23 protein-coding genes are annotated in these 25,556 nt (G+C 61.2%); 15 read left to right on the forward strand and 8 right to left on the reverse strand.

The genetic code is table 11. The annotated features are described in order from the left end of the window. Positions 1 to 24: 24 nt before the first annotated feature. A complete protein-coding gene (locus BM416_RS20515) occupies positions 25 to 2,925 on the reverse strand; it encodes an aminotransferase (protein ID WP_092489269.1) in 2,901 nt (966 codons plus the stop codon). A 153-nt stretch (positions 2,926 to 3,078) separates the two neighbouring features. Here BM416_RS20515 and rfbB point away from each other — a divergent pair, with 153 nt between their 5' ends. The 7 genes from rfbB to BM416_RS20550 are packed head-to-tail and all read left to right on the forward strand — an operon-like array spanning position 3,079 to position 10,143. After that, complete coding sequence (rfbB, locus tag BM416_RS20520; RefSeq protein WP_092489270.1) at positions 3,079 to 4,161, forward strand: dTDP-glucose 4,6-dehydratase; 1,083 nt, start codon at positions 3,079 to 3,081, stop codon at positions 4,159 to 4,161. Next, positions 4,158 to 5,051 (forward strand): glucose-1-phosphate thymidylyltransferase RfbA, encoded by an 894-nt coding sequence (gene rfbA, locus BM416_RS20525; protein WP_065925793.1) that lies wholly within the window; start codon positions 4,158 to 4,160, stop codon positions 5,049 to 5,051. Before rfbB ends, rfbA begins: the two co-directional genes overlap by 4 nt. Then, entirely contained in the window at positions 5,032 to 5,577 is a 546-nt protein-coding gene (gene rfbC, locus BM416_RS20530) for a dTDP-4-dehydrorhamnose 3,5-epimerase (protein ID WP_092489271.1), read from the forward strand. The genes rfbA and rfbC overlap by 20 nt, the downstream gene beginning before the upstream one ends. Then, positions 5,574 to 6,443: a dTDP-4-dehydrorhamnose reductase gene (gene rfbD / locus BM416_RS20535; protein WP_092489272.1), complete on the forward strand. Its 870-nt coding sequence runs from the start codon at positions 5,574 to 5,576 to the stop codon at positions 6,441 to 6,443. The genes rfbC and rfbD overlap by 4 nt, the downstream gene beginning before the upstream one ends. 36 nt (positions 6,444 to 6,479) lie before the next feature. Beyond that, positions 6,480 to 8,288, forward strand: coding sequence for a sensor histidine kinase (locus tag BM416_RS20540; RefSeq protein WP_092489273.1), 1,809 nt, complete (start codon positions 6,480 to 6,482; stop codon positions 8,286 to 8,288). Then, positions 8,285 to 9,661: a sigma-54-dependent transcriptional regulator gene (locus tag BM416_RS20545; RefSeq protein WP_092489274.1), complete on the forward strand. Its 1,377-nt coding sequence runs from the start codon at positions 8,285 to 8,287 to the stop codon at positions 9,659 to 9,661. The genes BM416_RS20540 and BM416_RS20545 overlap by 4 nt, the downstream gene beginning before the upstream one ends. Positions 9,662 to 9,687: 26 nt before the next feature. After that, positions 9,688 to 10,143, forward strand: a complete 456-nt coding sequence (locus tag BM416_RS20550) for a YiiD C-terminal domain-containing protein (RefSeq protein WP_092489321.1) — start codon at positions 9,688 to 9,690, stop codon at positions 10,141 to 10,143. Between the two features lie 65 nt (positions 10,144 to 10,208). On the opposite strand, the gene cysQ is transcribed toward BM416_RS20550, so the two are convergent. Together cysQ and nudE are read right to left on the reverse strand one after the other, a co-directional pair. Next, positions 10,209 to 11,045, reverse strand: coding sequence for a 3'(2'),5'-bisphosphate nucleotidase CysQ (cysQ, locus tag BM416_RS20555; RefSeq protein WP_027605133.1), 837 nt, complete (start codon positions 11,043 to 11,045; stop codon positions 10,209 to 10,211). Then, complete coding sequence (gene nudE, locus BM416_RS20560; protein ID WP_065941117.1) at positions 11,042 to 11,608, reverse strand: ADP compounds hydrolase NudE; 567 nt, start codon at positions 11,606 to 11,608, stop codon at positions 11,042 to 11,044. The genes cysQ and nudE overlap by 4 nt, the downstream gene beginning before the upstream one ends. An 87-nt stretch (positions 11,609 to 11,695) precedes the next feature. On the opposite strand from nudE, the gene yrfG reads away from it, so the two are divergent. Then, positions 11,696 to 12,358 carry a GMP/IMP nucleotidase gene (gene yrfG / locus BM416_RS20565; RefSeq protein ID WP_092489275.1) on the forward strand — a complete coding sequence of 221 codons (663 nt, stop codon included), beginning with the start codon at positions 11,696 to 11,698 and terminating at the stop codon, positions 12,356 to 12,358. A 46-nt stretch (positions 12,359 to 12,404) separates the two neighbouring features. On the opposite strand, the gene lysM is transcribed toward yrfG, so the two are convergent. After that, entirely contained in the window at positions 12,405 to 12,845 is a 441-nt protein-coding gene (gene lysM / locus BM416_RS20570; RefSeq protein ID WP_027605136.1) for a peptidoglycan-binding protein LysM, read from the reverse strand. A 132-nt stretch (positions 12,846 to 12,977) separates the two neighbouring features. On the opposite strand from lysM, the gene BM416_RS20575 reads away from it, so the two are divergent. From BM416_RS20575 to BM416_RS20590, 4 genes are all read left to right on the forward strand, one after another. Then, complete coding sequence (locus BM416_RS20575; protein WP_092489276.1) at positions 12,978 to 13,865, forward strand: LysR family transcriptional regulator; 888 nt, start codon at positions 12,978 to 12,980, stop codon at positions 13,863 to 13,865. 97 nt (positions 13,866 to 13,962) lie between these two features. Continuing rightward, entirely contained in the window at positions 13,963 to 14,802 is an 840-nt protein-coding gene (gene fdhD / locus BM416_RS20580) for a formate dehydrogenase accessory sulfurtransferase FdhD (RefSeq protein ID WP_092489277.1), read from the forward strand. Further along, a complete protein-coding gene (locus BM416_RS20585; RefSeq protein WP_092489278.1) occupies positions 14,799 to 17,147 on the forward strand; it encodes an FdhF/YdeP family oxidoreductase in 2,349 nt (782 codons plus the stop codon). The genes fdhD and BM416_RS20585 overlap by 4 nt, the downstream gene beginning before the upstream one ends. A 205-nt stretch (positions 17,148 to 17,352) precedes the next feature. Beyond that, positions 17,353 to 17,826 carry a glycine zipper domain-containing protein gene (locus tag BM416_RS20590; protein WP_092489279.1) on the forward strand — a complete coding sequence of 158 codons (474 nt, stop codon included), beginning with the start codon at positions 17,353 to 17,355 and terminating at the stop codon, positions 17,824 to 17,826. Between the two features lie 83 nt (positions 17,827 to 17,909). On the opposite strand, the gene BM416_RS20595 is transcribed toward BM416_RS20590, so the two are convergent. The 3 genes from BM416_RS20595 to BM416_RS20605 form a co-directional block, all read right to left on the reverse strand. Continuing rightward, on the reverse strand, positions 17,910 to 18,341 hold the full coding sequence (locus tag BM416_RS20595; protein ID WP_092489280.1) for an acyl-CoA thioesterase: 432 nt from the start codon (positions 18,339 to 18,341) through the stop codon (positions 17,910 to 17,912). A gap of 23 nt (positions 18,342 to 18,364) precedes the next feature. Beyond that, positions 18,365 to 20,302, reverse strand: a complete 1,938-nt coding sequence (locus tag BM416_RS20600) for a RecQ family ATP-dependent DNA helicase (protein WP_092489281.1) — start codon at positions 20,300 to 20,302, stop codon at positions 18,365 to 18,367. A 286-nt stretch (positions 20,303 to 20,588) separates the two neighbouring features. Continuing rightward, positions 20,589 to 21,764, reverse strand: a complete 1,176-nt coding sequence (locus tag BM416_RS20605) for a tetratricopeptide repeat protein (RefSeq protein ID WP_027605143.1) — start codon at positions 21,762 to 21,764, stop codon at positions 20,589 to 20,591. Between the two features lie 176 nt (positions 21,765 to 21,940). On the opposite strand from BM416_RS20605, the gene BM416_RS20610 reads away from it, so the two are divergent. The 3 genes from BM416_RS20610 to BM416_RS20620 all read left to right on the forward strand — a co-directional run bounded on the left by BM416_RS20610 (position 21,941) and on the right by BM416_RS20620 (position 23,779). Further along, complete coding sequence (locus BM416_RS20610; RefSeq protein WP_003236014.1) at positions 21,941 to 22,111, forward strand: YhfG family protein; 171 nt, start codon at positions 21,941 to 21,943, stop codon at positions 22,109 to 22,111. After that, complete coding sequence (locus BM416_RS20615) at positions 22,111 to 22,710, forward strand: putative adenosine monophosphate-protein transferase Fic (protein ID WP_092489282.1); 600 nt, start codon at positions 22,111 to 22,113, stop codon at positions 22,708 to 22,710. The genes BM416_RS20610 and BM416_RS20615 overlap by 1 nt, the downstream gene beginning before the upstream one ends. A gap of 712 nt (positions 22,711 to 23,422) precedes the next feature. Further along, on the forward strand, positions 23,423 to 23,779 hold the full coding sequence (locus tag BM416_RS20620; protein WP_027605145.1) for a DUF1493 family protein: 357 nt from the start codon (positions 23,423 to 23,425) through the stop codon (positions 23,777 to 23,779). 125 nt (positions 23,780 to 23,904) lie between these two features. Here the strand turns inward: BM416_RS20620 and BM416_RS20625 are convergent, their stop codons facing one another. Beyond that, complete coding sequence (locus tag BM416_RS20625; RefSeq protein ID WP_065925812.1) at positions 23,905 to 25,446, reverse strand: phosphoenolpyruvate carboxykinase; 1,542 nt, start codon at positions 25,444 to 25,446, stop codon at positions 23,905 to 23,907. Between the last annotated feature and the right edge of the window lie 110 nt (positions 25,447 to 25,556).

Raw genomic sequence — 25,556 nt, forward strand, 5'->3', positions numbered from 1 at the left:
CAATGACCGATAACAATCGATTATTTACAGTTGTTCATCCAGCACCTTCGACAGCATGTCGACAAAGAAGTCCACGCTACGTTTGGAGGTCACCATCGGCGGCTTGATCTTGAGGATGTTCAAATAATCGCCAGTCGGCTGCATGAAAATCCCCAGCTCCCGCAAGCGATCACACAACAGGGTGGTCTCTTCGGTGGCGGGCTCCAGGGTTTGCCGATCACGCACCAACTCCAGGCCCAGATAGAAACCGGAACCGTGAACCGCGCCCACCAGGGGATGACGGTCGATCAGCGCTTCCAACCGCGCCTTGAAATGCCCGCCAACCACCTGGGCGTTTTCCCACAATTTTTCTTCTTCCATCACATCCAGCACCGCCATGCCGATCCGGCAACTCACCGGGCTGCCCCCCGACGACGAGAAGAAATACCCCTCGGCCTCCAATGCCTCGGCGATCTCGCGACGGGTGATCACCGCGCCAAGTGGCTGACCGTTGCCCATGCCCTTGGCCATGGTGATGATGTCGGGCACCACGCCCTGCTCTTCGAAGCCCCAGAAGAAATGCCCCATTCGGCCGTAGCCCACCTGCACTTCATCGGCGATGCACACGCCACCCTGGGCCCGCACCAACCCGTATACCTGCTGCAAATAACCCGGCGGCAGGGAGATACCGCCGGCGTTGCCGTACACCGGTTCACAGATAAAACCGGCCAGTTGGCGCTTGCTCGCAGCGATTTTCGCCAGGTTATGTTCCACGCTTCGTACGTAGTCCGGCGCACTGTCCTGCCCGCGGAATTCACCGCGATAGGTGTTCGGCGCGGTAACCGGGTGGACCCACTCGGGACGGCTGCTCAAGGCCTGGGGGTTGTCGGCAATCGAGGTGGACACCGCATCCGCCGCCACCGACCAGCCGTGATAGGCCTCCAGCACACTGAGCATGTCGCGCCCGCCGCTGTAGGCCCACGCCAGGCGGATGGCCAGGTCGTTGGCCTCGGTGCCGCTGTTGACCAGGAACACCCGATCCATGCCCGCCGGCGCCAGCGCCAGCAAACGCTCGGAAAACTCGGCAATGGCGGCATAGTGAAACCGCGAGTTGGTATTGAGCAACGACCATTGCCGCGCCGCCACCGCCGCCATGCGCGGGTGGCCGTGACCCAGTACGGCAACGTTATTGAGCATGTCCAGGTAGGAACGGCCCTGCATATCGATCAGGTGGTTGCGCCAGCCGCGCTCGATGCGTGGCGGGTCGACGTAATAGTGCTTCTGCGAGCGGGCGAAACTGGCGTCACGCCGGGCCAGCAGGGCGTGGGGGTCGAGTTCCGGTTCGGCATCGCAGGCCAGTCCCAGTAACCCCGCAGGCGAGGGGCACAAGGCTTGCCAGGCCAAGGCCCGGGACGGTGTACAAAACAGCGGCGGTTCGAGGTCGGCACGGCACAGTTGCACGGTCAGCGGCCCATGGACCTCACCGAGAACCTGCCCCTCCACCAGCAATGAACCGTGCTTCAACCGGGTGTCCACGCCCCACAACCGCACGCTCAGTTCCACCCCTTGCACGCTCACAAGGCCATCGGCGTCCTGATGCAGCGTTCCGGCGAAAGGCGCTTCCAACACCGTGCCGTGGGGCAGATGCAGCTCTACGTGGAGGGGGAAAGTCTGCGGTTCGGTGGCACTGTCCGGGCAGGTACGCGACAGCCGATATTGGCCATAACGACTTGCCGCCAGCCCATGCACCGCCGCCGCCTGATCCAGCAGTTGCCGATCAATGCCGGGCAGTTCCCAGTTGCCGGCTTCGAAATGCGGGCTGAGCACACCCAGGTCGATCAGCGCGAACTCACGCCCCACCAGGCCCGGTAGCAACGGCGCGAAGTCCTGGCTGGCAATCGACGGCAGCGTCTCACCGACACTGCCGAGAATCGCAGCCTCCATCAGTTCAAACGGCACCGACGTCGCCACATGGAAAATTTCCCACTCGTGTTCGGCGTTTTTCAACAGGTAAGTGTTGTCCGGATCCAGGCGTTGCTGCTGTTCGCTGCTTAATACCAACACTGCCGCACGGGCGACGATCAGCGGCCACAACGCCTGCAATTCCTCGCGTTGCAACGGGGTCACGGCATGGCAGGCCCGGACCGCCGGCAGGATGGCAAACGGGTCGCCCTCGGCATGGTGCAACAGGGCCGCACAGGTCACCGACAGGTCGGCAATCCGCCAGGTGTGCACCAGGTCGCCGAAATCGATGACGCCTTGCAGTTGCCAGTGCCGTTGCGCATCGCGCTGCCAGACCACATTGTCATCGGTGATGTCCATGTGCACCGCTTGCCAGGGCAGGCGGTCGGCCAGGGGACGAATGCGCTGTTCAACCTGCTCGGCCACCTGTTCCAGCGCGGCGCGGTGGGGCAGGTTTTCCAGGGTGGCCAACAGATGGGTGATCAGTTCCCGGGCATGGCGCGGGTCCCATTGCAGGGTACGGTCCAATCCAGGGTGGGAGAAATCCGCCAGCGCGAGGCTCATGCGCCCGCACAGGTCGCCGAAGCCTGCGATCACGTCGCGCCCCAAATGCGGCAGATGGGTCAACGGCTGGCCGTCGATATAGTCCAGCAGCCGCAGGTGCAGGGGCTGGCCATCGACCGTCACGCTCAACAGTTCTTCACCGCCCAGGGCCTTGATGACCTTGGGCACCCGCACGGCCTGCAGGGTGTCGAGGGCCGCGTGCTGGGCCTGCAGCTCAATCGCCGCATAGTCGCCCCGGCAGATCTTCAGAACAAAACGGCCGCGAGTGCTGTCGACTTTGTAATTGAGGTCTTGCTGGCTGCCCAGTGACTGCAACGTGCCAGCAAGCCCGTAATGCTGCTCGAGCAATTGCGCCGCCTGGTCGGGGCCTACTTGCGGGCAGGGTAGATTGGCGCGATGGATCAACGTAGCAAGCAGCATGGGCGTGGCCTCGTTTTTTTCAGGGGTGTATATCGCCATTGTTCAGGTGAGTTAGGCAACCCCCCTACGCATACCGCGCTTGCGCCTATCTTCCGCACAACTCAAGCTATGCTTCATTCGCTTAATGTCCGTCTAAGGAAAAGGCCCTCCGACATGCGCATTCTCATCACCGGCGGCGCTGGATTTATCGGCTCCGCCCTGATCCGCCATCTGATTCAAAACACCGAACACGAAGTGCTCAATCTGGACAAACTTACGTATGCAGGCAATCTGGAATCACTGACCAGCATTGCGTCCAACAGCCGCTATGAGTTCGTACAGGCCGATATCATTGACCAGGCGAGCGTCAGCGCCGTGCTGACGCGCTTCGAGCCACAGGCAATCATGCACTTGGCTGCAGAATCCCATGTCGATCGTTCGATTGACGGGCCGTCGGATTTTATCCAGACCAATATCGTCGGCACCTACAGCCTGCTGGAGGCCACCCGCGCGTACTGGCACACGCTGGCGGAGCCCTCCAAGAGCGCTTTCCGTTTCCATCACATCTCCACCGATGAGGTGTACGGCGACCTGCACGGCGTTGACGATCTTTTCACCGAAACCACGCCTTACGCGCCCAGCTCACCTTACTCCGCGAGCAAGGCGGCGTCCGACCACCTGGTGCGTGCCTGGCAGCGCACCTACGGCCTGCCGGTATTGCTGACCAATTGTTCAAACAACTACGGCCCTTTCCACTTCCCCGAGAAGTTGATCCCGCTGGTCATCCTCAACGCGCTCGCGGGCAAGCCATTACCGGTCTATGGTAATGGTTTGCAGGTGCGCGACTGGCTGTTCGTCGAGGACCATGCCCGCGCACTTCTGAAAGTGGTAACAGAAGGTGTGGTCGGCGAGACCTACAATATCGGCGGCCACAATGAGCAAAAAAACATCGACGTGGTACGAGGCATCTGCGGCCTGCTGGAAGAATTGGCACCGCAACGTCCGGCCGGTGTGAAAAAATTTGCCGACCTGATCACGTTCGTCAAAGATCGACCAGGCCACGATCAGCGCTATGCAATCGACGCCAGCAAGATCGAACGCGAACTGGGCTGGGTCCCGGAAGAAACGTTCGAGACCGGCCTGCGCAAGACCGTACAGTGGTACCTCGACAACCTGGAATGGTGCCGCAGGGTACAGGACGGCAGTTATCAGGGCGAACGATTGGGCAACACCGACATGAAGGATCTGATTGCATGATGAAGGGAATCGTATTGGCAGGCGGCTCAGGCACTCGCTTGCACCCCATTACCCTGGGCGTGTCCAAGCAGCTGCTGCCAGTGTATGACAAGCCGATGATCTATTACCCGATCTCGGTGCTGATGCTGGCGGGAATCAAAGACATCCTCGTGATTTCCACGCCAGTGGACTTGCCGCAGTATCGTAACTTGCTGGGCGATGGCAGCCAGTTCGGCGTGCGCTTCACCTATGCCGAGCAGCCGTCGCCGGATGGCTTGGCCCAGGCATTTATCATTGGCGAAGAATTTATCGGTAATGACCCGGTATGCCTGATCCTGGGTGACAACATTTTCCACGGCCAATATTTCGGCGAACAGTTGCGGACTGCAGCCAGGCGTCCTTCCGGCGCGACGGTATTTGGTTATTGGGTGAAAGACCCAGAACGATTTGGCGTGATCGACTTCGACAAGGATGGTCGCGCCCTGTCGATTGAAGAGAAACCACTCAAGCCAAAGTCCCCCTATGCCGTAACCGGCCTTTATTTCTACGACAACGACGTGATCGAGATCGCCAAAGCCGTGAAACCTTCACATCGTGGCGAGCTTGAGATTACCGACGTCAACAACGCCTATCTCAAGCGCGGCGACCTGCATGTGGAACGTTTCGGGCGCGGCTTCGCTTGGCTCGATACAGGCACCCACGACAGCCTGTTGGAAGCTTCGCTCTACGTGCAGACCATCGAGCACCGCCAGGGCCTGAAAGTAGCCTGCCTGGAAGAAATTGCTTACCAGAACCGCTGGATTGACCGTGAATACTTGCTGGAGCGGGCCAAATATTTTGGCAAGACCGGCTACGGTCAATACTTGTTCACCCTCGCAGGGGATAATCCATATGAATGTATCCGCCACTGAGTTGCCCGGGGTATTGATCATCGAGCCAAAGGTTTTTGGCGATGAACGCGGTTTTTTCTATGAGAGTTTCAATGCCCGGGACTTTGCGCAAGCAACCGGGCTGCAGCAAGAGTTTGTTCAGGACAACCACTCGCGCTCACAAAAAGGCGTATTGCGCGGCCTGCATTACCAAGTAGAACACGCTCAGGGCAAATTGGTGCGAGTGACCGCCGGTGAGGTGTTAGACGTCGCAGTGGATATACGTCAGAGCTCACCTGCATTTGGCAAATGGGCCAGCGTTCGGCTATCAACCGACAACAGTCGCCAACTGTGGATTCCTCCGGGGTTCGCCCATGGTTTTGTGGTACTCAGCGACTACGCCGAATTCCTCTACAAGACGACTGATTACTACACACCCTCTGCAGAGCGCTGCATCCGCTGGGACGATCCGGATCTCAATATCGATTGGCAATTGACGGGGCCTCCAACCTTGTCTTCCAAGGATCAGAGCGGCAAAAGCCTGAAAGACGCCGATCTATTCCCATGAAAATCCTGATCACCGGCCAACATGGCCAAGTCTCCCAGGCGCTGCAAACGCAGCTTCAGGGCCTGGGCGAACTGATTGTGCTCGGCCGCGAACAACTCGATCTGGCCGACGCCGAGCGCATCCGCCAGCAGGTGCGCGTCCACCGCCCCGGCCTGATCATCAACGCCGCCGCCCACACGGCTGTGGATCAAGCCGAAAACGAAGCGGACCTCGCCTTCGCCATCAACGCCACCGCCCCCGGCGTTCTCGCTGAGGAAGCCAAGACCCTGGGCAGCCCTTTGATCCACTATTCCACCGACTACGTGTTCGACGGCAGCAAGCCTGGGCCCTACACCGAAGCAGACACGCCCAACCCCTTGGGCGTCTACGGCCAGAGCAAACTGGCGGGTGAACAGGCGATTGCCGCAGTGGGAGGCCAGTACCTGATCCTGCGTACCAGCTGGGTCTACTCCAACCACGGCAAGAACTTCCTGCTGACCATGCAGCGCCTGCTGCAAGAAAAACCCCACCTGCGCATCGTCGCCGACCAGATCGGCGCGCCGACGTGGGCCGTGACCATTGCCGCCAGTACGCGCGCCCTGATCGAACGCTGGCAGGCGGGCAAGGCCGGGGAATGGGGCATCTACCACCTGACCGCCGAGGGTGAAACCTCGTGGTTCGGCTTTGCCCAGGCGATCGGCGAGCACCTGCGCGCCAGTGGCCGCGCCTGTGCCGAACTGGAGGCGATCCCGTCCAGCGCCTACCCGACCCCCGCCCGGCGCCCGCTGAACTCACGCCTGGATTGCAGCCACCTGCGCCAGCAATGGCACGTCAGTCAGCCGCTGTGGCAAGACGCATTGCGCGAGTGTCTTGCCGGGCAGCACTAGGCATAATGCGCCTGTACCCACAGGCGCACGACTCCCATGACTCCACCCCTTCCGCGAAGACCCCGCTGGCGCAGCCTCGCCCTGTTGGCCCTGTGCCTGGCACCGTTGCTGTGGCCGCTGGAGCACTTGGCCGAGCGCTACTATCGCAGCGAACTGGCCGGGCAAAACCGCCAGACCCTCGACCTGTATGTCGCCAACCTGCTGGGCACCCTGCATCGCTATGAAGTGCTGCCGCAGATCCTCGGCGACTTGCCGGCCTTGCGCACGGCGCTGGGCGCGCCGCAAGTCAGTACCAACCTGGTCAACGCCAACCTGCTGCTCAAGGACGTCGCCGCCCAGGCCGGGGTGGAAGTGATGTATTTGATGGACACCACCGGCAAGACCCTCGCCGCGTCCAATTGGGACAAGCAGGACAGTTTTGTCGGGCGCAACTTCTCGTTCCGGCCCTATTTCAGCGAAGCCATGGCCGGGCGCCTGGGACGGTTTTTCGGGCTGGGCACCACCTCGGCCAAGCGCGGCTATTTCTTCGCCGCCGCCGTGCGCGATGGCGACACGATCATCGGCGTACTGGTGGTCAAGGTCGACCTGGACCACACCGAAAGCCTGTGGGGCAATACCCCGGAACAACTGCTGGTCACCGACCACAACGGCGTGGTGATCCTCACGTCGCGCCCGCAATGGCGCTTCCGTGCCACCCGGCCGCTGACCGCCGAGGAACGCCAGGCCATCATCGCCATCCAGCCCTACCCCACGCGCGACCCGCAACCCTTGAGCCTGAGCAGCAGCGCATGGCTGCGCCAATCCACCGCCATTGCCGAGACCGGCTGGAATGTGGAGATCCTGGCACCGCAATCCTTGATCAGCCGCCCGGTGCGCACGGTGGTCGCCGTGGGCGGCGCCACGTTGCTGGTGTTGATGCTGCTGCTGGGCCTGTTGATGCAACGCCGCCGCCACTACCTGGAACGCATCGCCTTCGAAGCCAAGGCCCGCCGCGAGCTGGAGATGCGCGTGGTCGAACGTACCAGCGATCTGGAAGGCCTCAACCGGCGCCTCAAACAGGAAGTGCTGGAGCGCGAACACGCCCAGCAGGAACTGGTGCGCGCCCAGGATGACCTGGTGCAGGCCGGCAAGCTGTCAGCGCTGGGCACCATGTCGGCGAGTATCAGCCACGAACTCAACCAACCCCTGGCGGCGATTCGCAGCTATGCGGAAAACGCCGAGATCCTGCTCGACCACGAGCGCACCAGCGATGCCCGGGGCAATCTCAAGCTGATCAGCGAACTGACCGGGCGCATGGCCTCGATCATCGCCCACCTGCGCGCCTTCGCCCGGCGCGACCGGCACGCGCCGGAGAGCGTAGCCCTGCAACCCGCCCTCGACGATGCCCTGGCGCTCCTGGCCAAGCGGCGGCGCTCGATGGAAGTGGAACTGATCCGCGATTTGCCGGAAGCGACCCTGTGGGTACAGGCCGGCGAAACCCGTCTGCGCCAGGTACTGGGCAACCTGCTGGCCAACGCCCTCGACGCCCTTACCGAAAAAGGCCCGCCGCGCAAACTGTGGCTGAGTGCCGAAACCACCGCCCAGGGCGTCAACCTGTACATTCGCGACAATGGCCCGGGCTTTTGCATGGAAGCCCTGGGCCGCGCCAGCGAACCGTTCTACACCACCAAGACCCGCACTCAGGGCTTGGGCCTGGGCCTGGCGATCTGTGACACCCTGATGCGTGCCTTTGGCGGCGAACTGCTGTTTGCCAACCACAGGGAAGGTGGCGCGCTGTTAACCTTGAAATTGCGTGCCGGCTCGCCGGGCGTCAGTCTGCAACCGTCCGAGGACCGCAGTGTATGAGTATCGATAACCAGATTCAGGTGGTGTTGATCGACGATGATCCGCACTTGCGTCAGGCCCTGTGCCAGACCCTGGACCTGGCCGGGCTGAACGTCCTGACCCTGGGCGAAGCCACCGGCCTCACCGCGCGCCTGTCGCGGGATTGGCCGGGCGTGGTGGTCAGCGACATCCGCATGCCCGGCATGGACGGCCTGGAGCTGCTGGCCGAGCTGCACGGCCAGGATCCGGACCTGCCGGTGCTGCTGATCACCGGCCACGGCGACGTGCCGCTGGCGGTGCAGGCCATGCGCGCGGGTGCCTATGACTTCCTCGAGAAACCCTTCGCCAGCGACGCCCTGCTCGACAGCGTGCGCCGCGCCCTGGCCCTGCGCCGGCTGGTGCTCGACAACCGCAGCCTGCGCCTGGCCCTGAGCGACCGCCAACAACTGAGCACCCGCCTGGTGGGGCACTCGCCACAGATGCTGCGCCTGCGCGAGCAGATCGGCGCCCTGGCCGCAACCCGCGCAGATGTGCTGATCCTCGGCGAAACCGGCGCCGGCAAGGAAGTGGTGGCCCGCGCGCTGCACGACCTGTCGAGCCGGCGCAGCGGGCCGTTTGTGGCGATCAATGCCGGGGCGTTGGCCGAGTCGGTGGTGGAGAGCGAACTGTTCGGCCATGAGCCCGGCGCCTTTACCGGCGCGCAGAAGCGGCGCATCGGCAAATTCGAATTCGCCAATGGCGGCACGTTGTTCCTGGATGAAATCGAAAGCATGAGCCTGGACGTGCAGGTCAAGCTGCTGCGCCTGTTGCAGGAACGTGTGGTGGAGCGCCTCGGCGGCAACCAGCTGATCCCGCTGGATATCCGCATCATCGCCGCCACCAAGGAAGACCTGCGCCAGGCCGCCGACCAGGGCCGCTTCCGCGCCGACTTGTACTATCGCCTCAACGTCGCGCCGTTGCGTATTCCGCCACTGCGCGAGCGCGGTGAAGATGCGTTGATGCTGTTCCAGCACTTCGCCGACGAAGCCAGCAGCCGCCATGGCCTGCCGTTGCATGAGCTGCAACCGGGCCAGCGTGCCCTGCTGTTGCGTCATAGCTGGCCGGGCAATGTGCGCGAATTGCAGAACGCTGCCGAGCGCTTTGCGTTGGGCCTGGAGCTGGCGCTGGACAGCACCCCGGACAACCCCGCCAGCAGCGTGCTGACTTCCACGCCGGGCGGCTTGAGCGAACAGGTCGAGCAGTTCGAAAAAAGCCTGATCGCCGCCGAACTGACTCGCCCCCACAGCTCCATGCGCAGCCTCGCAGAAGCCCTCGGCGTACCACGCAAGACCCTGCACGACAAACTGCGCAAGCACGGCTTGAACTTCGCCAACCCAAGCACTGACGACGAATGACCCTGCCCACCCACCAAGAGGCCGCCATGAGCCGCGACAGCCGTTACCTGGAATCCATCCTCCACCACGACATCCCCCTGACCCGCGAAATGGGCCTCAAGGTGCTCGACTGGCAAGACGGGCAACTGCGGCTGCACCTGCCCCTGCACGCCAATATCAACCACAAGAGCACCATGTTCGGCGGCAGCCTCTATTGCGGTGCGGTGCTGGCGGGTTGGGGCTGGATGCACCTGCAACTGCGCGAGGAAGGGATTGAAGACGGGCATATCGTGATTCAGGAAGGGCAGATCAGCTATCCGCTGCCGGTGACGCACGACGCGACCGCCCTTTGCGCGGCGCCGGAGGAGAAGGTGTGGAAGCGTTTTTTAGCCACCTACAAGCGCTATGGCCGGGCGCGGCTGGCGTTGGACACCTGGATCGTGAATGAGGGCAGTGAAGAGCGGGCCGTTACGTTCACCGGCCAATACGTCTTGCACCGCTAGAAGCCAATACACAAAAAAAAGTGGGAGGGGGCTTGCTCCCTCCCACATTCAGATCGGCTGAGTTATTAAGAGCGGGCCAAGGTCAGCAAGCGCTCACGCCACGCCGCCTTCGCCGGCAACGCCAGGAAAAACGGATTCAGCAACGACGCCCGCGCCGGATAGCTGAACGGCTCGCCACTCAACTCCAGCACCTCGCCGCCCGCCCCTTCCAATACACCCTGGGCCGCCGCCGTATCCCACTGCGAAGTCGGCGCCAGCCGCGGGTAGCAATCGGCACTGCCCTCGGCCAACAGGCAGAACTTCAACGAGCTGCCGATATTCGCCAGTTTCAACTCCCCCAACCCTTCGCTCAAACCGTCCAGCAAACGCTCTTGCTCGGGGCTGGTATGCCGGCGGCTGGCGACCACGGTGAACGCCTCACCCACTGCCGGCGCCTCGCGCACCTGGATCTGCCTGGGCGCTTCGTTCACATCGGAGCGCCACGCCCCCAGGCCAGCACCACCGAAGTAGCAACGGCCACTGGTGGGCATGGACACCACGCCGAACACCACGCGACCCTGTTCGACCAGGGCAATATTGACGGTGAATTCTTCGCTGCCGGCGATAAATTCCTTGGTGCCGTCCAGCGGGTCCACCAACCACCAGCGCTGCCAGCCGGCCCGTACGCTCTGGTCGATGTCGGCGTCTTCTTCGGACAGCACCGGGATGCTCGGGTCCAATGCGGTAAGGCCCGCGAGAATCAGATGGTGGGCGGCCAGGTCGGCCGCCGTGACCGGCGAATCATCGGCCTTGGAGGTCACCGCCACATCGGCGCGCCAGTACGGCAGGATCACCTCACCCGCCTGCCGGGCCAGCTCGATCACAGGGGCGATAAACGGGTGGCCTAAAAACAGTTCGCTCATGGGGTAAACGCTCCACGCTGAATCAACAAATCTCGTACCAGGTACAACGCCGCCAGGGCGCGGCCTTCGCTGAATTGCTCGTTTTGCGCAAGCTGCGACAGCTCGCGCAGGTTGACCCGGTCCACACGCATCGGCTCGGGCTCATCGCCTTCCAGGCGTTCTTCATAGAGTTGGGTGGCGAGCACCACCTGGATTTTCTGGCTCATGTAACCAGGGGACAACGACAGCTCGGTAATGTGTTCCAACTGTCGTGCGCCGTAGCCGGCTTCTTCCTTGAGTTCACGGTCGGCCGCCGCCAGCACGTCTTCGCCGGGTTCGATCAGGCCCTTGGGCAAGGACAGCTCATACTCATCGGTACCGCCGCAGTACTCTTCAACCAGCAACGCATGATCTTCGTCGATCATCGCCACGATCATCACTGCGCCGTAGCCGGCACCGCGGCCCACCAGGCGCTCGTAGGTCCGTTCAACGCCATTGGAAAAGCGCAATTGCACTTCCTCCACGCGGAACAAACGGCTACTGGCGACTATTTCGCGGGCGAGGACGGTGGGTTTCTGGCGCATAAGCGGCTCCTTGGCGTGATCGGGTTACTATACCGTGGCTTTTCCGATTGTCTGTGTCGGATATCTTTACTTACATGAGACCGCACCATGCCCTCTTTGCCCTGGCACGCCATCGACACCGTCCTGCTGGACATGGACGGCACCCTGCTCGACCTGCATTACGACAACCATTTCTGGATGGAACACCTGCCCCAGCGTTACGCCGAACTGCACGGGGTGAGCCGGGCCATGGCCGAGATGGAGTTGCAGCCTCTGTTCGAGCGTAACGCCGGACAGTTGCAATGGTATTGCCTGGATTTCTGGAGTGCGGAACTGAACATCCCGGTGCGTGAGCTCAAGCTGGAAACCGCCGACCTGATCGCCCTGCGCCCGGATGCCGATACCTTCCTGGCGGCGATCAAACAGGCCGGCAAGCGCGTGATCCTGATCACCAATGCCCATCGTGATTCGCTGTCGTTGAAATTGGAGCGCATTGAACTGGCGCCGTACTTCGAGCGATTGATCAGCTCCCACGACTACGGCTTCGCCAAGGAAAACCCGCAGTTCTGGGATGCCTTGCAGGCTGACATCCAGTTCGATCCGGCTCGCAGCCTGTTTATCGACGACACCCTGCCGATCCTGCGCAGTGCCCAGGCGTTTGGCGTGGGGCATTTGCTGGCGGTGAAAGAACCGGACAGCAAAAAGGGGCCGAAGGACACGGCTGAATTTGCAGCAGTCGGTGACTACCGCGATCTCATTGTCGGGCTCTGAACCCTGTGGGAGGGAGCAAGCCCCCTCCCACCTTTTCGCCCGTGTATTACTCAGGAATACGCAGCGTCTGCCCTGGGTAAATCTTGTCTGGATGGGACAACAGCGGCTTGTTGGCCTCGAAGATCTTGTTGTACAGGTTGGCGTTGCCGTACACCGTCAGGGAAATCGCGCTGAGGGTGTCACCCTTTTTCACCACGACGAAACGGGCGGCGGCCACTGCCGGGCCGGTTACGGTGATCTGGTCATCCACACTGGCCACGCCTTGAATGTTACCCAGCGCCAGCAGAATCTTCTCTTTCTCTTCCTGGGTGGCGACTTCACCGGTCACGGTCACTTTGTCGCCATCCACCGTGGTCTGTACATTCGGATTCCCCAGACCCACCTTCGCTACGTGTTCCTTCAACTGCTCACTCGCGTTGGCGTTACCCGGCGTCAACAGGTCGACAATCTTTTCGCCGGCTTCTTTGATAAAGCTGAAAATGCTCATAGTGCGCTCTCCTTGGTAGTTGATTTCCAGATGCCCAAGACTAGACCAGTCCGGCAGACTTGGGTTCCAGCCCGACCAAAGACGCAAACGCGCTAGAATCCCCCCGCCATTGGAATAAGCCCTGGAGCGAAGATGGACATCAAGCAGCTGAAATTCCTCATCGCCCTCGACGAGACCCGTCACTTCGGCCAGGCCGCGGCGCGTTGCCACATCACCCAGCCAACCCTGTCGATGCGCCTGCGCAACCTTGAAGAAGAGCTGGACTTGCCGCTGGTCAATCGCGGCCAGCGTTTCGAAGGGTTCACCGCCCCCGGCGAGCGCGTGCTGGCCTGGGCACGCACGGTGCTGGCGGCCTATGACGGCTTGCAGGCCGAAGCCGCCGCCTGCCGTGGCAACCTGGTGGGTACGTTGCGTTTGGGTGTGGTGCCGTTGTCGAGCTTTGATCCACTGGCGTTGATGCAACAACTGCACAAGGAGCATCCGAGCCTGCGCTTTGAGCTTTCGGCCCTCAGCTCCGAGCAGATCCTCGAACAGTTGGCGAGCAACCGCCTGGACCTGGGCGTGTCCTACCTCGACCGCCTGGACAACGAGCGCTTCGATTCCCTGGCCCTCGGCGAAACCCGCATGGGCCTGCTCTACGACCAGCGCTATTTCAGTTTTGGCGACAAGCCGCTGAGCTGGGAGGCATTGATCGAACTGCCCCTGGGCATGCTCACCAGCGGCATGCACTTCCGTCAGTCCATCGACCACAACTTCCACAGCCGGGGCCTGCACCCGCAGCCGCTGTTACAAACCGACGCCGTCCATCAGTTGTTACAAGCTGTGCATGGCGGACTGTGCTGCGCCGTCATGCCGTTGGACGGCGGCCTGGACGCCCTCACCGAACATTTGCGCCTGCAACCCATCGAAGACGCCCACACCCTGGCGCGCCTGGGCCTGATCATGCGGCGCAGCGCACCGCGTTCGGCATTGGCAGAGGCGTGTTTCGCGCTGTTTCAGAAATCGCAAAAAGAGTCTTGATCGACGTCATCTATCGGTAGATCAGTACTGGCAATTAGACGCGACGCTTTGTCGCGCCTAGTCTAAACACTGATCAATCCGCCGGTGGTACTGCCCCATGAACGCCAAGCGCCCAGTCTGCGCGGCGCCTGCTCCGGAAACGTCCGCGCCCGTCGCCAGCCAGAGCTACCAGTTTTGCAACCTTGAGCACACTGAAGTCGCCAGCACCGCCTTGGCCGAAGAAGTAGCGTTGGCGATTGCCTATAACGACATCAGCCAGGCCGTCATGCTGGTCACCCCGACGGACCTTGAAGATTTTATTGTCGGGTTCAGCATCGGCAGCGGCATTATCGCCGACGTCAGCGATATTTATGATCTCAAACTCAGCGGTTCGGGTTCGGCCCAATACGCTCAGGTGCAGATCTCCAGCCGTGCGTTCTGGAACCTCAAGCAGCAGCGCCGCCAGCTGGCAGGCACCAGCGGCTGCGGCCTGTGCGGAGTGGAAGCGCTGGAGCAGGCCCTGCCGGACCTTCAAGTGCTGCCCGGCGCGCCCTTGCCGCCTGCCGAATGGCTCGACGGCCTGCGCCAGCGCATCAGCGCGTTCCAGCCTTTGGGCCAGTACAGCGGAGCTGTGCATGCGGCCGTGTTCATGGATAACCAGGGCGAATTGCTGATGGGCCGTGAAGACATCGGCCGGCACAACGCCCTCGACAAGTTGATCGGTGCGCTGATCCGCCAACGAATCCCCACCGACGGCGGGCTGGCGATTGTCACCAGCCGTTGCAGCCTCGAATTGATCCAGAAAGTCCTGCGCGCGGGCATCCAGACCCTGGTCAGCCTGTCGTCGCCCACCGGCCTGGCCCTGCAATGGGCTCGCCGGCATAACCTCAATCTCATCCACCTGCCGCAGAAAAGTGCGCCGCGGGTCTACAGCCCTGCGATGGAGAACCAGCCGTGAGCAATCATCATCAAGCCGACCAAACCCCAACCCCGCGCTACAAGCCTTACAAGGGCCCGGCTGGCGGCTGGGGCGCGCTGATCAGCGTGGCACAGGCGTGGCTGACCAGCGACAACGCGCTGAAAAACCTGCGCATGATGCTCAAGACCAACCAGAACGGCGGCTTCGACTGCCCGGGCTGCGCCTGGGGCGACTCGCCGGAAAGCGGCATGGTCAAGTTCTGCGAGAACGGCGCCAAGGCGGTCAACTGGGAAGCCACCAAGCGCCGTGTTGACGCAGCATTTTTCGCCAAGCACAGCGTCACCGCGCTGCTGGAGCAAAGCGACTATTGGCTCGAGTATCAGGGCCGCCTGACCGAGCCGATGCGCTACGACGCCGAGACCGACCGCTACACCCCCATCAGCTGGGAAGCGGCCTTCGACCTGGTCGGCAAGCACCTCAACGCCCTGCCCAGCCCGGACATGGCCGAGTTCTACACCTCGGGCCGTGCCAGTAACGAAGCAGCGTACCTGTACCAGCTGTTTGTGCGCGCCTACGGCACCAACAACTTCCCGGACTGCTCGAACATGTGCCACGAGGCCAGCGGCGTGGCCCTGGCGCAGAGCGTGGGGGTCGGCAAAGGCACCGTGACCTTTGATGACTTCGAACATGCCGATGCGATTTTCGTCTGGGGCCAGAACCCCGGTACCAACCACCCGCGCATGCTCGAACCGCTGCGGGAAGCGGTCAAACGCGGTGCCCAGGTGGTGTGCATCAACCCCCTCAAGGAGCGCGGCCTGGAGCGCTTCCAGCATCCGCAGCATCCGCTGGAAATGCTCACTAACGGCGACAAGCCGACCAACACCGCATACTTCCGCCCGGCCCTGGGTGGCGACATGGCCATCCTGCGCGGCATGGCCAAGTTCCTGCTGCTGTGGGAGCGCCAGGCTCAGGCCGAAGGCAAGGAAGCCGTGTTCGATCACGACTTCCTCAATGAACACACGGCCAACGTGCTGGATTACCTGGGCCAGATCGACGACACCTCCTGGGATGAAATCGTCGAACAGTCCGGCCTGACCCTGATCGAGATCGAGCAAGCGGCACGCATGTACGCCAAGGGCAAGAACGTGATCATGTGCTGGGCAATGGGTATCACCCAGCACCGCCACTCGGTGCCGACCATCCAGGAAATCGCCAACCTGATGCTGCTGCGCGGCAACATTGGCCGCCCCGGTGCCGGCCTGTGCCCGGTACGTGGCCACAGCAACGTGCAGGGCGACCGCACCATGGGCATCAACGAACGCCCACCGGTGGCGTTCCTCGACGCCCTGGAGCGGCGCTTCCAGTTCCAGGTGCCGCGCACCAACGGGCACAACGTGGTGGAAGCAATCCATGCCATGCTTGAAGGTCGCTCCAAGGTGTTTATCGGCCTGGGCGGCAACTTCGCCCAAGCCACGCCGGACAGCCCGCGCACCTTCGAAGCACTGCGCAATTGCGACCTGACCGTGCAGATCAGCACCAAGCTCAACCGCAGCCACCTGATGCACGGCAAGGACGCGCTGATCCTGCCGTGCCTGGGCCGCACCGACATCGACATCCAGGCCGAAGGCCCGCAAGCGGTGACGGTGGAAGACTCGTTCAGCATGGTCCACGACTCCAACGGCCAACTGCAGCCGCTGTCGAAGTTGATGAAATCGGAACCGGCCATCCTCGCCGGCATCGCCGCCGCGACCCTGGGCAGCAAACCGGTGGACTGGAACTGGCTGGTGGCCGACTACAGCCGCATCCGCGACCTGATCGCCGATACCATCCCAGGCTTCAAGGACTTCAACGAACGCCTGAAACACCCCGGTGGTTTCTACCTGGGCAACTCCGCCGGTGCACGCCGCTGGAACACGCCTTCGGGCCGTGCCAACTTCCGCCCGAACATCCTGCCCAAGGACCTGATCCACGAGCGCACCCACGCCACGGGCCACGTGCCGGACCTGATCATGCAATCGATGCGCTCCCACGATCAGTACAACACCACCATTTATGGCCTGGACGACCGCTATCGCGGGGTCAAAGGCCAGCGTGACGTGCTGTTCGTCAACGAAGCCGACATCATCCGCCTGGGCTTCAAGCCGGGGCAGAAAGCCGACATCGTGTCGTTGTGGGAAGACGGCCGCGAGCGTCGGGTGAAGGGCTTCACCTTGCTGGCGTTTGATATTCCAGCGGGGCAGGCTGCGGCTTACTACCCGGAAGTGAACCCGTTGGTGCCGCTGGAAAGCACCGGGGATGGCAGCCATACACCAACGTCGAAGTTCGTGGCGATACGTTTGGAAGCTGCCAGTGACAATGGGCTGATCATGGCGCGTTCGGCCTGACTGATCATTTCGGGCACAAAAAAGGCCGCTTTTGCATAAAAGCGGCCGTTCCGAAGTAGCTAAAGACTCGCAAAAACTACTTAAGTTCCCTAGCTAAAACAGTAACTTAGAGAATTGTGTACAACTCGTGTTACTGGTCGGATTTCTATTGTAACCATGTCAATACAGCCTCAGGATCGCGCCGTCATCCTCTTGAGGTCTCTCTATGAAGCTCTCCTCGATTCTCTTGTTGTCCCTTGGCCTGGTCAGTGGCGCAGCCATGGCCGGTGGCACCACCGAAGCCGGTGTGGGCGGCGCATTGGGCGGGGTTCTAGGCTCGGTTGTCGGCCAGCAGTTGGGCGGCAACACCGGTTCGACCATCGGCGCGGCCCTGGGCGGCGCAGGCGGTAGCGCGGTCGGCGCAGACAAGCGCAGCCGCGGCGAAGCAGCCATTGGCGGCGCATTGGGCGCAGCCGGCGGCAACGTGGTGGGCCGCAGTGTCGGCGGCAGCACCGGGGCACTGATCGGTTCAGCGGCCGGCGGTGGCGCGGGTGGTGCACTGGGCAACTACATGGGCAACAAGAGCGATGACGATGATCGTCGTAGTCGTGATAGCCGCCGTTATGACCGCGACGACCATCGCGGCCGCGGCCATGCCTACGGGCATCGCAAGAACAAGCATCACTACCGTCACCGCTAAGCGCTAAAGAACACTGCAAAACCAATGTGGGAGGGGGCTTGCCCCCTCCCACATTGGGTTCCGTGGTGCCTGCAACGCCGAAGTCAGACCACCAACCGCTGCAACGCCTCGCGCAACATCCCCGGAATCGTCACCGGCTGGTTCGTCCTCCGATCCACGAACACATGCACAAAGCGCCCCGCCGCACAGGCCTCCTCTTCGCCTGCCTTGAATACCGCCAACTCGTACTGCACGGAGCTGTTGCCCAGCTTGCCCACCCGCAGGCCGATGTCCAGGCGATCGGGAAAGGCAATCGACGCGAAGTAATCGCACGCCGAACTCACCACAAACCCCACCACCTCACCGTCATGAATATCCAACCCACCCTGTTCGATCAGGTAGGTATTCACCGCTGTGTCGAAGAAGCTGTAGTAGGTGACATTGTTCACATGGCCGTACACATCGTTGTCGTGCCAACGCGTGATGATCGGCTGGAAGTGACGGTAATCGGCGCGTTGCGGCATTGAGTCAGGCATGGGCACGTCTCATGAAAATAGGATTACAGATCATTCAAATGGGCCTGGGCCCACTCACGCACGTCGGCGTAGGGGTAGTCTTCCAGTGCTGCGAAACCGGGAATGCCCCGCGCCTTCAACTTGGTAAACAACGGCACGCTGATACCCCCCAGGAACCGTGTCAGCCGCTCAGCGCCCGGCAATTGGCCGGTGTGCTCATGATGCCTGTGGATAAAATCACCGCACAGCCCCATGAAGTTTTTATCCACAAGCGGTGGCAGGCTCGGCGGCGCCGGCAAATGCGCGACATGGCCGTGGCACACAGAGCAGTGCCCGCAGCGCTGCGGTGCATTTTCATCACCAAAGTAATGCGCCAGGCGCCGCCCCAGGCAATGTTCGGTGGCGAACAGATCGAGCATGGCGTGAATCCGCGCCACCTCCGTCACCTCGTGCTGCTTGAAGGCTGTGTATAACTCGGCGCTCAACACCTGTGGATCAAACTCGGTATCCAGCAGGCTGTAGACCTCCGTCATCTGCTTGCTTTCCAACTCGATCAGGCCTTGCTCCTGGAAGTAATCCAGGGCCTTCACCACCCGGCTGCGCTCGGCACTGTGTTGTTGATAAAGCGCGTCGAAATCCACAGTCGCCCAGGTTTTCGCGCGCTTGCACACCTGGATGATCGCCGCGACAAACTGCTGGCGCTCGCCGGAAAAACGCGCCAGCAGGGCCTCGGGCTCGACCAGGTACTTGAAGCGGTATTCGGCATAAAACGCGTAGCGCGGCGCGATCACGCCCTTGAGCTCCAATTGCACCAACAGTGTCTTCAGTGGCAGTTCGCGGATGTTGCTGTGGTCCGACAGCGACCTCAGCAGGAACTCCCACTGCCCTTCACTGCGCGCTGCCTGCAACTCTTCCAGCACCCGCCGAATACCGTCCTGCTCCGGCGTATCGCCGTACACGAAGTTTTCCAGCACATTGAGGCTGTCGCGGTTGGCCAGCACCAGGCAGTCCGAGGGCTGCCCATCACGCCCTGCGCGGCCGATTTCCTGGCTGTAGTTCTCGATGGATTTGGGCAGGTCAAAATGCACGACATTGCGGATATCGCTCTTGTCGATCCCCATGCCAAACGCGATGGTAGCGACGATGCAATTGGAGCGCCCGTCCATGAATCGCTGCTGGATGCCCTCACGCCTGTCGTGGGGCAAGCCGGCGTGATACGCCTCGGCCTGGATACCGTTGCGGTTCAGGTGCTCGGCAATCTGCTCGGCGGTTTTCTGCAAGGTGACGTAGACGATGCTGGGCTGGTTGGCCCGCTCGCTCATCCACTGCACCAGGCGACGACGCTTGTCCGCACCGGCGACCGGCTCCACCAACAGGTTGAGGTTGGGCCGGTAGAAGCCCGTGGTGACCACGTCATCCGGCGCAATGGCGAACTTGGCCTGCATGTCGGCAATCACCTTGGGCGTGGCTGTAGCCGTCAGCAGCAGCGCTTGTGGGATCTTGAACTGGCGCTGGTAGTCCGGCAGCTTCAAATAATCCGGGCGGAAGTTGTGGCCCCACTCGGAAATACAGTGCGCCTCATCCACCACCAGCAGCGAGATCTGCACACTTTGCAGGAAGTGGCGAAAACGCTCGTTCTTCAAGCGCTCCACGGAAATCATCAGGATTTTCAGCTCGCCCGACCGCGCGCGGGCCATCACGTCATTGGCGTCCTCGCGGCTTTGCGCCGAATCGATACTGCCCGCCGAAATACCGTGGCGTTGCAGGAAGCCCAACTGGTCCTGCATCAACGCCAGCAACGGCGACACCACCAGCGTCAGGTGCGGCAGCAACACCGCAGACAGCTGATAACACAGGGACTTGCCCGACCCCGTAGGAAAAATGGCCGCAGCCGAACGACCGGCCAGTACGGCGCTGACCGTTTCTTCCTGGCCCAAACGAAACTGTGGATAACCAAAGACCTGCTGGAGGGTGTCGTGCATAGGCTGTCACTCCATTGACCGCTGAAGGTGGCTTAAAAACGTAGCCCAGTAAGCTCAGCGAATCGAGAAAGGTCGCATGGAAAAAAGAGACAGGATGATACACAGGGTGGGGGACGGCCTAGGGCCGAAGTAGGAATAAACTGAGGAGGTAGCAGGAAAGACACAGATCCAAATGTGGGAGGGGGCTTGCCCCCGATGGCAATGGATCAGTTACCAATAACTGACTGACCCACTGATATCGGGAGCAAACCCTCTCCCACATTTTCAGACCTGCGCTACAGCTGAATCAGCGATTCTGCACCCGCTCAATCGCCGTGTCATACACCGGGTTGGCCTTCTGCTCCTTGGCCAACTGGTAGTGACGCAATGCATCCGGGAACTGCCCCGCCGCTTCGTAGATCCGCGCAATGTTGTAATAGGCACCTGCACGTACGGTGGCAGCATTGGCGCCGGTGGCGAGGGCAATAGCCTTGCGATTGGCCCAGATCGACTCGGCAGTGTTACCGGCTTTCTGATACGCCAGGCCGAGGTTGCCGTAGGCCTTGCCGAAGCCATTGTCCAGCTCGATAGCCTGGCGGAACAGGTCGATGGCCTGGTCCAGCTTGCCGGCCTGGTAGGCCGCTTCACCCTGCAGGTTCAGACGCTTCGCATCGGTTTGTACGGAAGAACTGACGGTGACGGCGGTGACCGCCACGCTATCATCCAGCAGCGGTTTGACTTCGTTCAGCACATTCGCGGCATTCACGGTCACGCCGCTGAAAGTGTTGATGTCCTGGAAGTCGCCGCTGCCGGTCATGCGGAACACCGTCCACAGGTTGCCGCTGCGGTTCTTGGGCACGTAGTAGGTACGCACCAGCGATTGGCCCATGTACACGAACACCTTGGCTTCGCTGTCGGATAACTGGCGCGAGCCTGGGTTGCCGCCATTGCTGTAGTCATGCACGGCATAGACGTAGCTTTCGCCGTAGTGTTTTTTCTGCAGGGTGATGGTTTCCGGGCCGTAGCTGTCGGTGTCATCCACATCCAACTCGGCATCGGTACCCTTCTGGTTCTCGAAGTAGATGTTATTGCCGGGGAAAATCATATGGGAGTCGAGGTCACTCGGCGTCTTGCCCCAGGTCAGCACCACACGCAGGCCATCGAGGTTTTCCATCACCGGGCTGATGGCGTAGGTCATGCCCGCGCATGGGCATTTCACCACCAGGTTGGAGTAGCCAGGCTTCTTGATGATCAGCAGGTTGCTCCCATCATCGGCGGCCTCACTGGTCAGCGTCACTTGGCCCTGGGCGTTGGTGCGGCCCACCACGTTCTGTGCGCCGTTACGTTGCAGCAGCACTTCGGCATCGGCGATTTTCTGGTCCTTGACCACCGCACTGAGCACTTCGATCGGCAACTGCCCGGCCTGGACCGAAAAAGCCACCGCACACAATGACATCGCCGAAGCAACACGAAGCAAACCCATGCCTAACTCCCTTTAAGTCGCGGGCGGAAATCGCCCTGCAAGATTTTGCGGTGAAACATACGCTGAATTCCGGGTGTCGGCGGACTTTTTATACAAAATGTGACGTGGTTTTTATCCCGCCTGCCCATTGAAGCATTGCGCTACAATCAAACCTTGCTACCCAGGAGTACGCTGCGATGAGCGAACTGACGTTTGAGCAAAAACAGGATCATTACCACAAGATCCGCCGTTCCAATTACCTGGCCAGCCTGCGCCTGGAAGGGTTCGACACCCAGCCGGCCGACGTCGACAAACCCCTGCCGACCCGCGAAGCCGTCCTTGCCAAGTACCGCAACACCCCACGCTGATGCTCGACAAATACGGGGTGGGCCAGGATCCGTACTGCTATCCCGGTAGCAGCGTCCTGCGCAACCGCCTCGATTTGCTCGACGAAGTCCGCCTGCACCAGGCCGAGCGGGAATTATCCGAAATCGCCGTAGGCAGCCTCCCTCTCTTCCCCCCGCCCTACGACCTCGACCGCCTGCAACACATCCACCGCACGCTGTTCGGTGACATCTACGAGTGGGCCGGTGAGTTGCGCAGCGTGAACATCCAGAAAGGCGACACTTTGTTCTGCACCCCGGAGCGCATCCCCCCGGAAGCCGCGAAGATCATCCGGCAGATGGAAGAGGCAAACTGGTTTGTCGGTGCCAGCCAAACCGAGTTGATAAGCAGGATTGCCGAAGCCTATGGCGACCTCAACGTCATCCACCCCTTCCGCGAGGGCAACGGCCGGGCGCAGCGGATTTTGTTCGAACAGATCATCGTCAATGCGGGGTTTTCAGTGAACTGGTGGCTGGTCAAACACGCGGCATGGATACCAGCGAATATCGATGCGGTGGCGTGTGATTATCGGGGGTTGGAGGCGATTTTTGAGCGGTGTGTCAGCAGGCCTGCAGGGCAGTGATCGTTCCTCACGCTCTGCGTGGAAATGATCTTGATCAACGGCGAGGCGATGGACCAGAAGAAACAGAGCGCCCTTGAGTTTTTCGCGAGCAATCTCGCTCCTACAAGCACTGCCAAGCCACAAATGCCGGAAACCGTTGTAGGAAACCTCCAAACACCGCGACATCCCCTTCCCAAACTGCTCCAAACACCCGCTTGACCCTCTACAGAAGTTACCCGTAGCTGAATGAAAATAGCGCGGTCTCAACTTTCTCGGCAGAAACCTGTGAACATCGAAAGGGCTCAACACATCGGCCACTATGGCGTCATCTTCACAGTGAATCGCTTCACTGTTGTGCCTGACAATCGGCATGCTTTGGCCAATCTATGCCTGCTTGAAGCAAAAACGGTGGCGCGGTCAACACTCTCAATGCATGTCTACTCGGACGGGTCTTAGTGACATGGCCCTTTACCTTCAATTCGCCTCCTTTCTCCTTATCTATTTGATGCTGCACTACCAAATCACAGACCCAATGCTCAGAAAGCACTTCGCAGTCACATTTCTTACAACAGGCCTTATTTTGACGGTCCTACTACCCTATGTAGCGGTGATCCTCAGAATGCCCCTCCTACCTGTCTTTGTATTCTTGATAGGCTTGGCGCTCTTCATCACTCGAAACAAATACCGCCTCCAACGCAACCAGCCCCTTCATCCACTCCTGCGTGCCCCCACCATGAACCTCGCCCCCAACTTCCCCGAAGACCCCGTGATGCAGCAACTCCTGCAACTGCTGCACGAAGAAATCGGCCTGCCGAAACACAAGACCATCCGCCTGCAAACTTCACTCAATTTCGACCTGGGCTGTGACGGCAGTGAAGCCAAGCAACTCATGGAAGCGCTGGAGCAGGAGTTCGCCCTCGACCTCGGCGACTACGACACTTATCGTTACTTCAACCCACCGGTCTTTGACGTGTTCCTCAAGCGTCGGGGCAAGGGGCATGGCGACAAGGTGCCGCTGACCATCGGCATGCTCTACCTGGCCATCAAGACCCACAGCTGGGACACCCAGACACTGGAAAACCTGAGCTGAACGAAGATCAGCTCCAGGCACACCGCAACTCAAAGGTGGAGGGGCAATGATTCTGCCTATCGTCGACTAACCCTTCGCGCACAAAAAAGCCGCCCACTAGGGGCGGCTTTTTAACAGCGACCGAGTTACAACTTCGGACCCGCAGCCTTGATCGCATCACTCACTTCAAACTTCTTGAAGTTCTCGATGAACAGACCAGCCAGCGCCTTCGCTGCTTCATCGTAAGCCGCCTTGTCTGCCCAAGTGTTACGTGGGTTCAACAGGCCGGTCTCAACGCCCGGTACGGCCAATGGCACGTCGAGGTTGATGGTGTCGAGGTGTTCGGTTTCAGCACCGATCAGAGCGCCGCTCTGGATCGCTGCGATCACGCCGCGCGTGGTCGGGATGTTGAAGCGCTTGCCAACGCCGTAGCCGCCGCCGGTCCAGCCGGTGTTGACCAGGTAGACCTTGGAGCCGAAGCCGCGGATGCGCTTGATCAGCAGCTCTGCGTATTCGCCGGCCGGGCGTGGGAAGAACGGCGCGCCAAAGCAGGTGGAGAAGGTCGACTTGATGCCGCTGCCCGAACCCATTTCGGTCGAGCCCACCAGCGCGGTGTAGCCGGACAGGAAGTGGTAGGCCGCTTGTTCTTCGCTGAGGATGGACACGGGCGGCAGTACGCCGGTCAGGTCGCAGGTCAGGAAGATCACCGCGTTTGGCTCGCCGCCCAGGTTCTTCTCGGAACGCTTGGCAACGTGCTCCAGCGGGTAGGCGGCGCGGCTGTTCTGGGTCAGGCTGACGTCGGCATAGTCGGCGTGCTTGGCCTCGTCGATCACGACGTTTTCCAGCACGGCGCCGTGCTTGATGGCTTTCCAGATCACCGGCTCGTTCTTCTCGGACAGGTCGATGCACTTGGCATAGCAACCGCCTTCGATGTTGAACACCACGCCCTCGCCCCAGCCGTGTTCGTCGTCACCGATCAGGTAACGGCTTTCGTCGGCGGACAGGGTGGTCTTGCCGGTGCCCGACAGACCGAAGAACAGGGTCACATCGCCTGCTTCGCCAATGTTGGCGGCGCAGTGCATCGGCAGTACGTCGGAAGCGGGCAGCAGGTAGTTCTGCACCGAGAACATGGCTTTCTTCATTTCACCGGCGTAGCGCATGCCGGCGATCAGCACTTTTTTCTGGGCGAAGTTGAGGATCACGCAACCGTCGGAGTTGGTGCCGTCACGCTCTGGCACGCACTCGAAGTTGGCCACGTTGAGCACTTGCCACTCGTCACGACCGGCCGGGTTGTACTGGGCCGGGTTGATGAACAGGCAACGACCGAACAGGTTCTGCCAGGCAGTCTGGGTGGTCATTTTTACGGCCAGGTAGTGGTCTTCGGAGGCCCCTACGTGAACGTGGGAAACGAAATGCTCTTGCGCGTTGTTGAAGGCCTCGACGCGGGCCCACAGGGCATCGAACTTGTCGGCCGGGAACTTGCGGTTGATCGGGCCCCAGGCGATGGAATCCTGGGTGGAAGGCTCTTCAACGATGAAACGGTCGACTGGCGAACGGCCGGTACGGTGACCGGTTTCCACGACCAGCGCGCCGGTATCGGCAAGCACGCCTTCACCGCGCTGCAGGGCTTCTTTGACCAGATCGTCAACACTCAGATCGGTGTATACGGCGTTATTGGCTTGCGTCATGAGGTTCCCCGTCGGCCTGTGGCCGAGTGCTCCAAACGTTTTGTAGTAGAAAGTTGCGCACTACTACCGCGAAAAAAGTGGGCCGGATTATGCCAGAAAAGCCCAAAAAT

Source organism: Pseudomonas sp. NFACC42-2, from assembly GCF_900116055.1.
GTDB classification, from domain to species: domain Bacteria; phylum Pseudomonadota; class Gammaproteobacteria; order Pseudomonadales; family Pseudomonadaceae; genus Aquipseudomonas; species Aquipseudomonas marginalis.

Coding starts and splice junctions, on each gene's coding strand:
- nudE (WP_065941117.1), bottom strand. CDS start 11,608: ATGCGCCAGAAACCCACCGTCCTCGCCCGCGAAATAGTCGCCAGTAGC.
- BM416_RS20540 (WP_092489273.1), top strand. CDS start 6,480: ATGACTCCACCCCTTCCGCGAAGACCCCGCTGGCGCAGCCTCGCCCTG.
- rfbB (WP_092489270.1), top strand. CDS start 3,079: ATGCGCATTCTCATCACCGGCGGCGCTGGATTTATCGGCTCCGCCCTG.
- lysM (WP_027605136.1), bottom strand. CDS start 12,845: ATGAGCATTTTCAGCTTTATCAAAGAAGCCGGCGAAAAGATTGTCGAC.
- fdhD (WP_092489277.1), top strand. CDS start 13,963: ATGAACGCCAAGCGCCCAGTCTGCGCGGCGCCTGCTCCGGAAACGTCC.
- BM416_RS20550 (WP_092489321.1), top strand. CDS start 9,688: ATGAGCCGCGACAGCCGTTACCTGGAATCCATCCTCCACCACGACATC.
- rfbD (WP_092489272.1), top strand. CDS start 5,574: ATGAAAATCCTGATCACCGGCCAACATGGCCAAGTCTCCCAGGCGCTG.
- BM416_RS20595 (WP_092489280.1), bottom strand. CDS start 18,341: ATGCCTGACTCAATGCCGCAACGCGCCGATTACCGTCACTTCCAGCCG.
- BM416_RS20625 (WP_065925812.1), bottom strand. CDS start 25,446: ATGACGCAAGCCAATAACGCCGTATACACCGATCTGAGTGTTGACGAT.
- cysQ (WP_027605133.1), bottom strand. CDS start 11,045: ATGAGCGAACTGTTTTTAGGCCACCCGTTTATCGCCCCTGTGATCGAG.
- yrfG (WP_092489275.1), top strand. CDS start 11,696: ATGCCCTCTTTGCCCTGGCACGCCATCGACACCGTCCTGCTGGACATG.
- BM416_RS20600 (WP_092489281.1), bottom strand. CDS start 20,302: ATGCACGACACCCTCCAGCAGGTCTTTGGTTATCCACAGTTTCGTTTG.
- rfbC (WP_092489271.1), top strand. CDS start 5,032: ATGAATGTATCCGCCACTGAGTTGCCCGGGGTATTGATCATCGAGCCA.
- BM416_RS20515 (WP_092489269.1), bottom strand. CDS start 2,925: ATGCTGCTTGCTACGTTGATCCATCGCGCCAATCTACCCTGCCCGCAA.
- BM416_RS20615 (WP_092489282.1), top strand. CDS start 22,111: ATGCTCGACAAATACGGGGTGGGCCAGGATCCGTACTGCTATCCCGGT.
- BM416_RS20620 (WP_027605145.1), top strand. CDS start 23,423: ATGAACCTCGCCCCCAACTTCCCCGAAGACCCCGTGATGCAGCAACTC.
- BM416_RS20610 (WP_003236014.1), top strand. CDS start 21,941: ATGAGCGAACTGACGTTTGAGCAAAAACAGGATCATTACCACAAGATC.
- BM416_RS20575 (WP_092489276.1), top strand. CDS start 12,978: ATGGACATCAAGCAGCTGAAATTCCTCATCGCCCTCGACGAGACCCGT.
- BM416_RS20590 (WP_092489279.1), top strand. CDS start 17,353: ATGAAGCTCTCCTCGATTCTCTTGTTGTCCCTTGGCCTGGTCAGTGGC.
- BM416_RS20605 (WP_027605143.1), bottom strand. CDS start 21,764: ATGGGTTTGCTTCGTGTTGCTTCGGCGATGTCATTGTGTGCGGTGGCT.
- BM416_RS20545 (WP_092489274.1), top strand. CDS start 8,285: ATGAGTATCGATAACCAGATTCAGGTGGTGTTGATCGACGATGATCCG.
- rfbA (WP_065925793.1), top strand. CDS start 4,158: ATGATGAAGGGAATCGTATTGGCAGGCGGCTCAGGCACTCGCTTGCAC.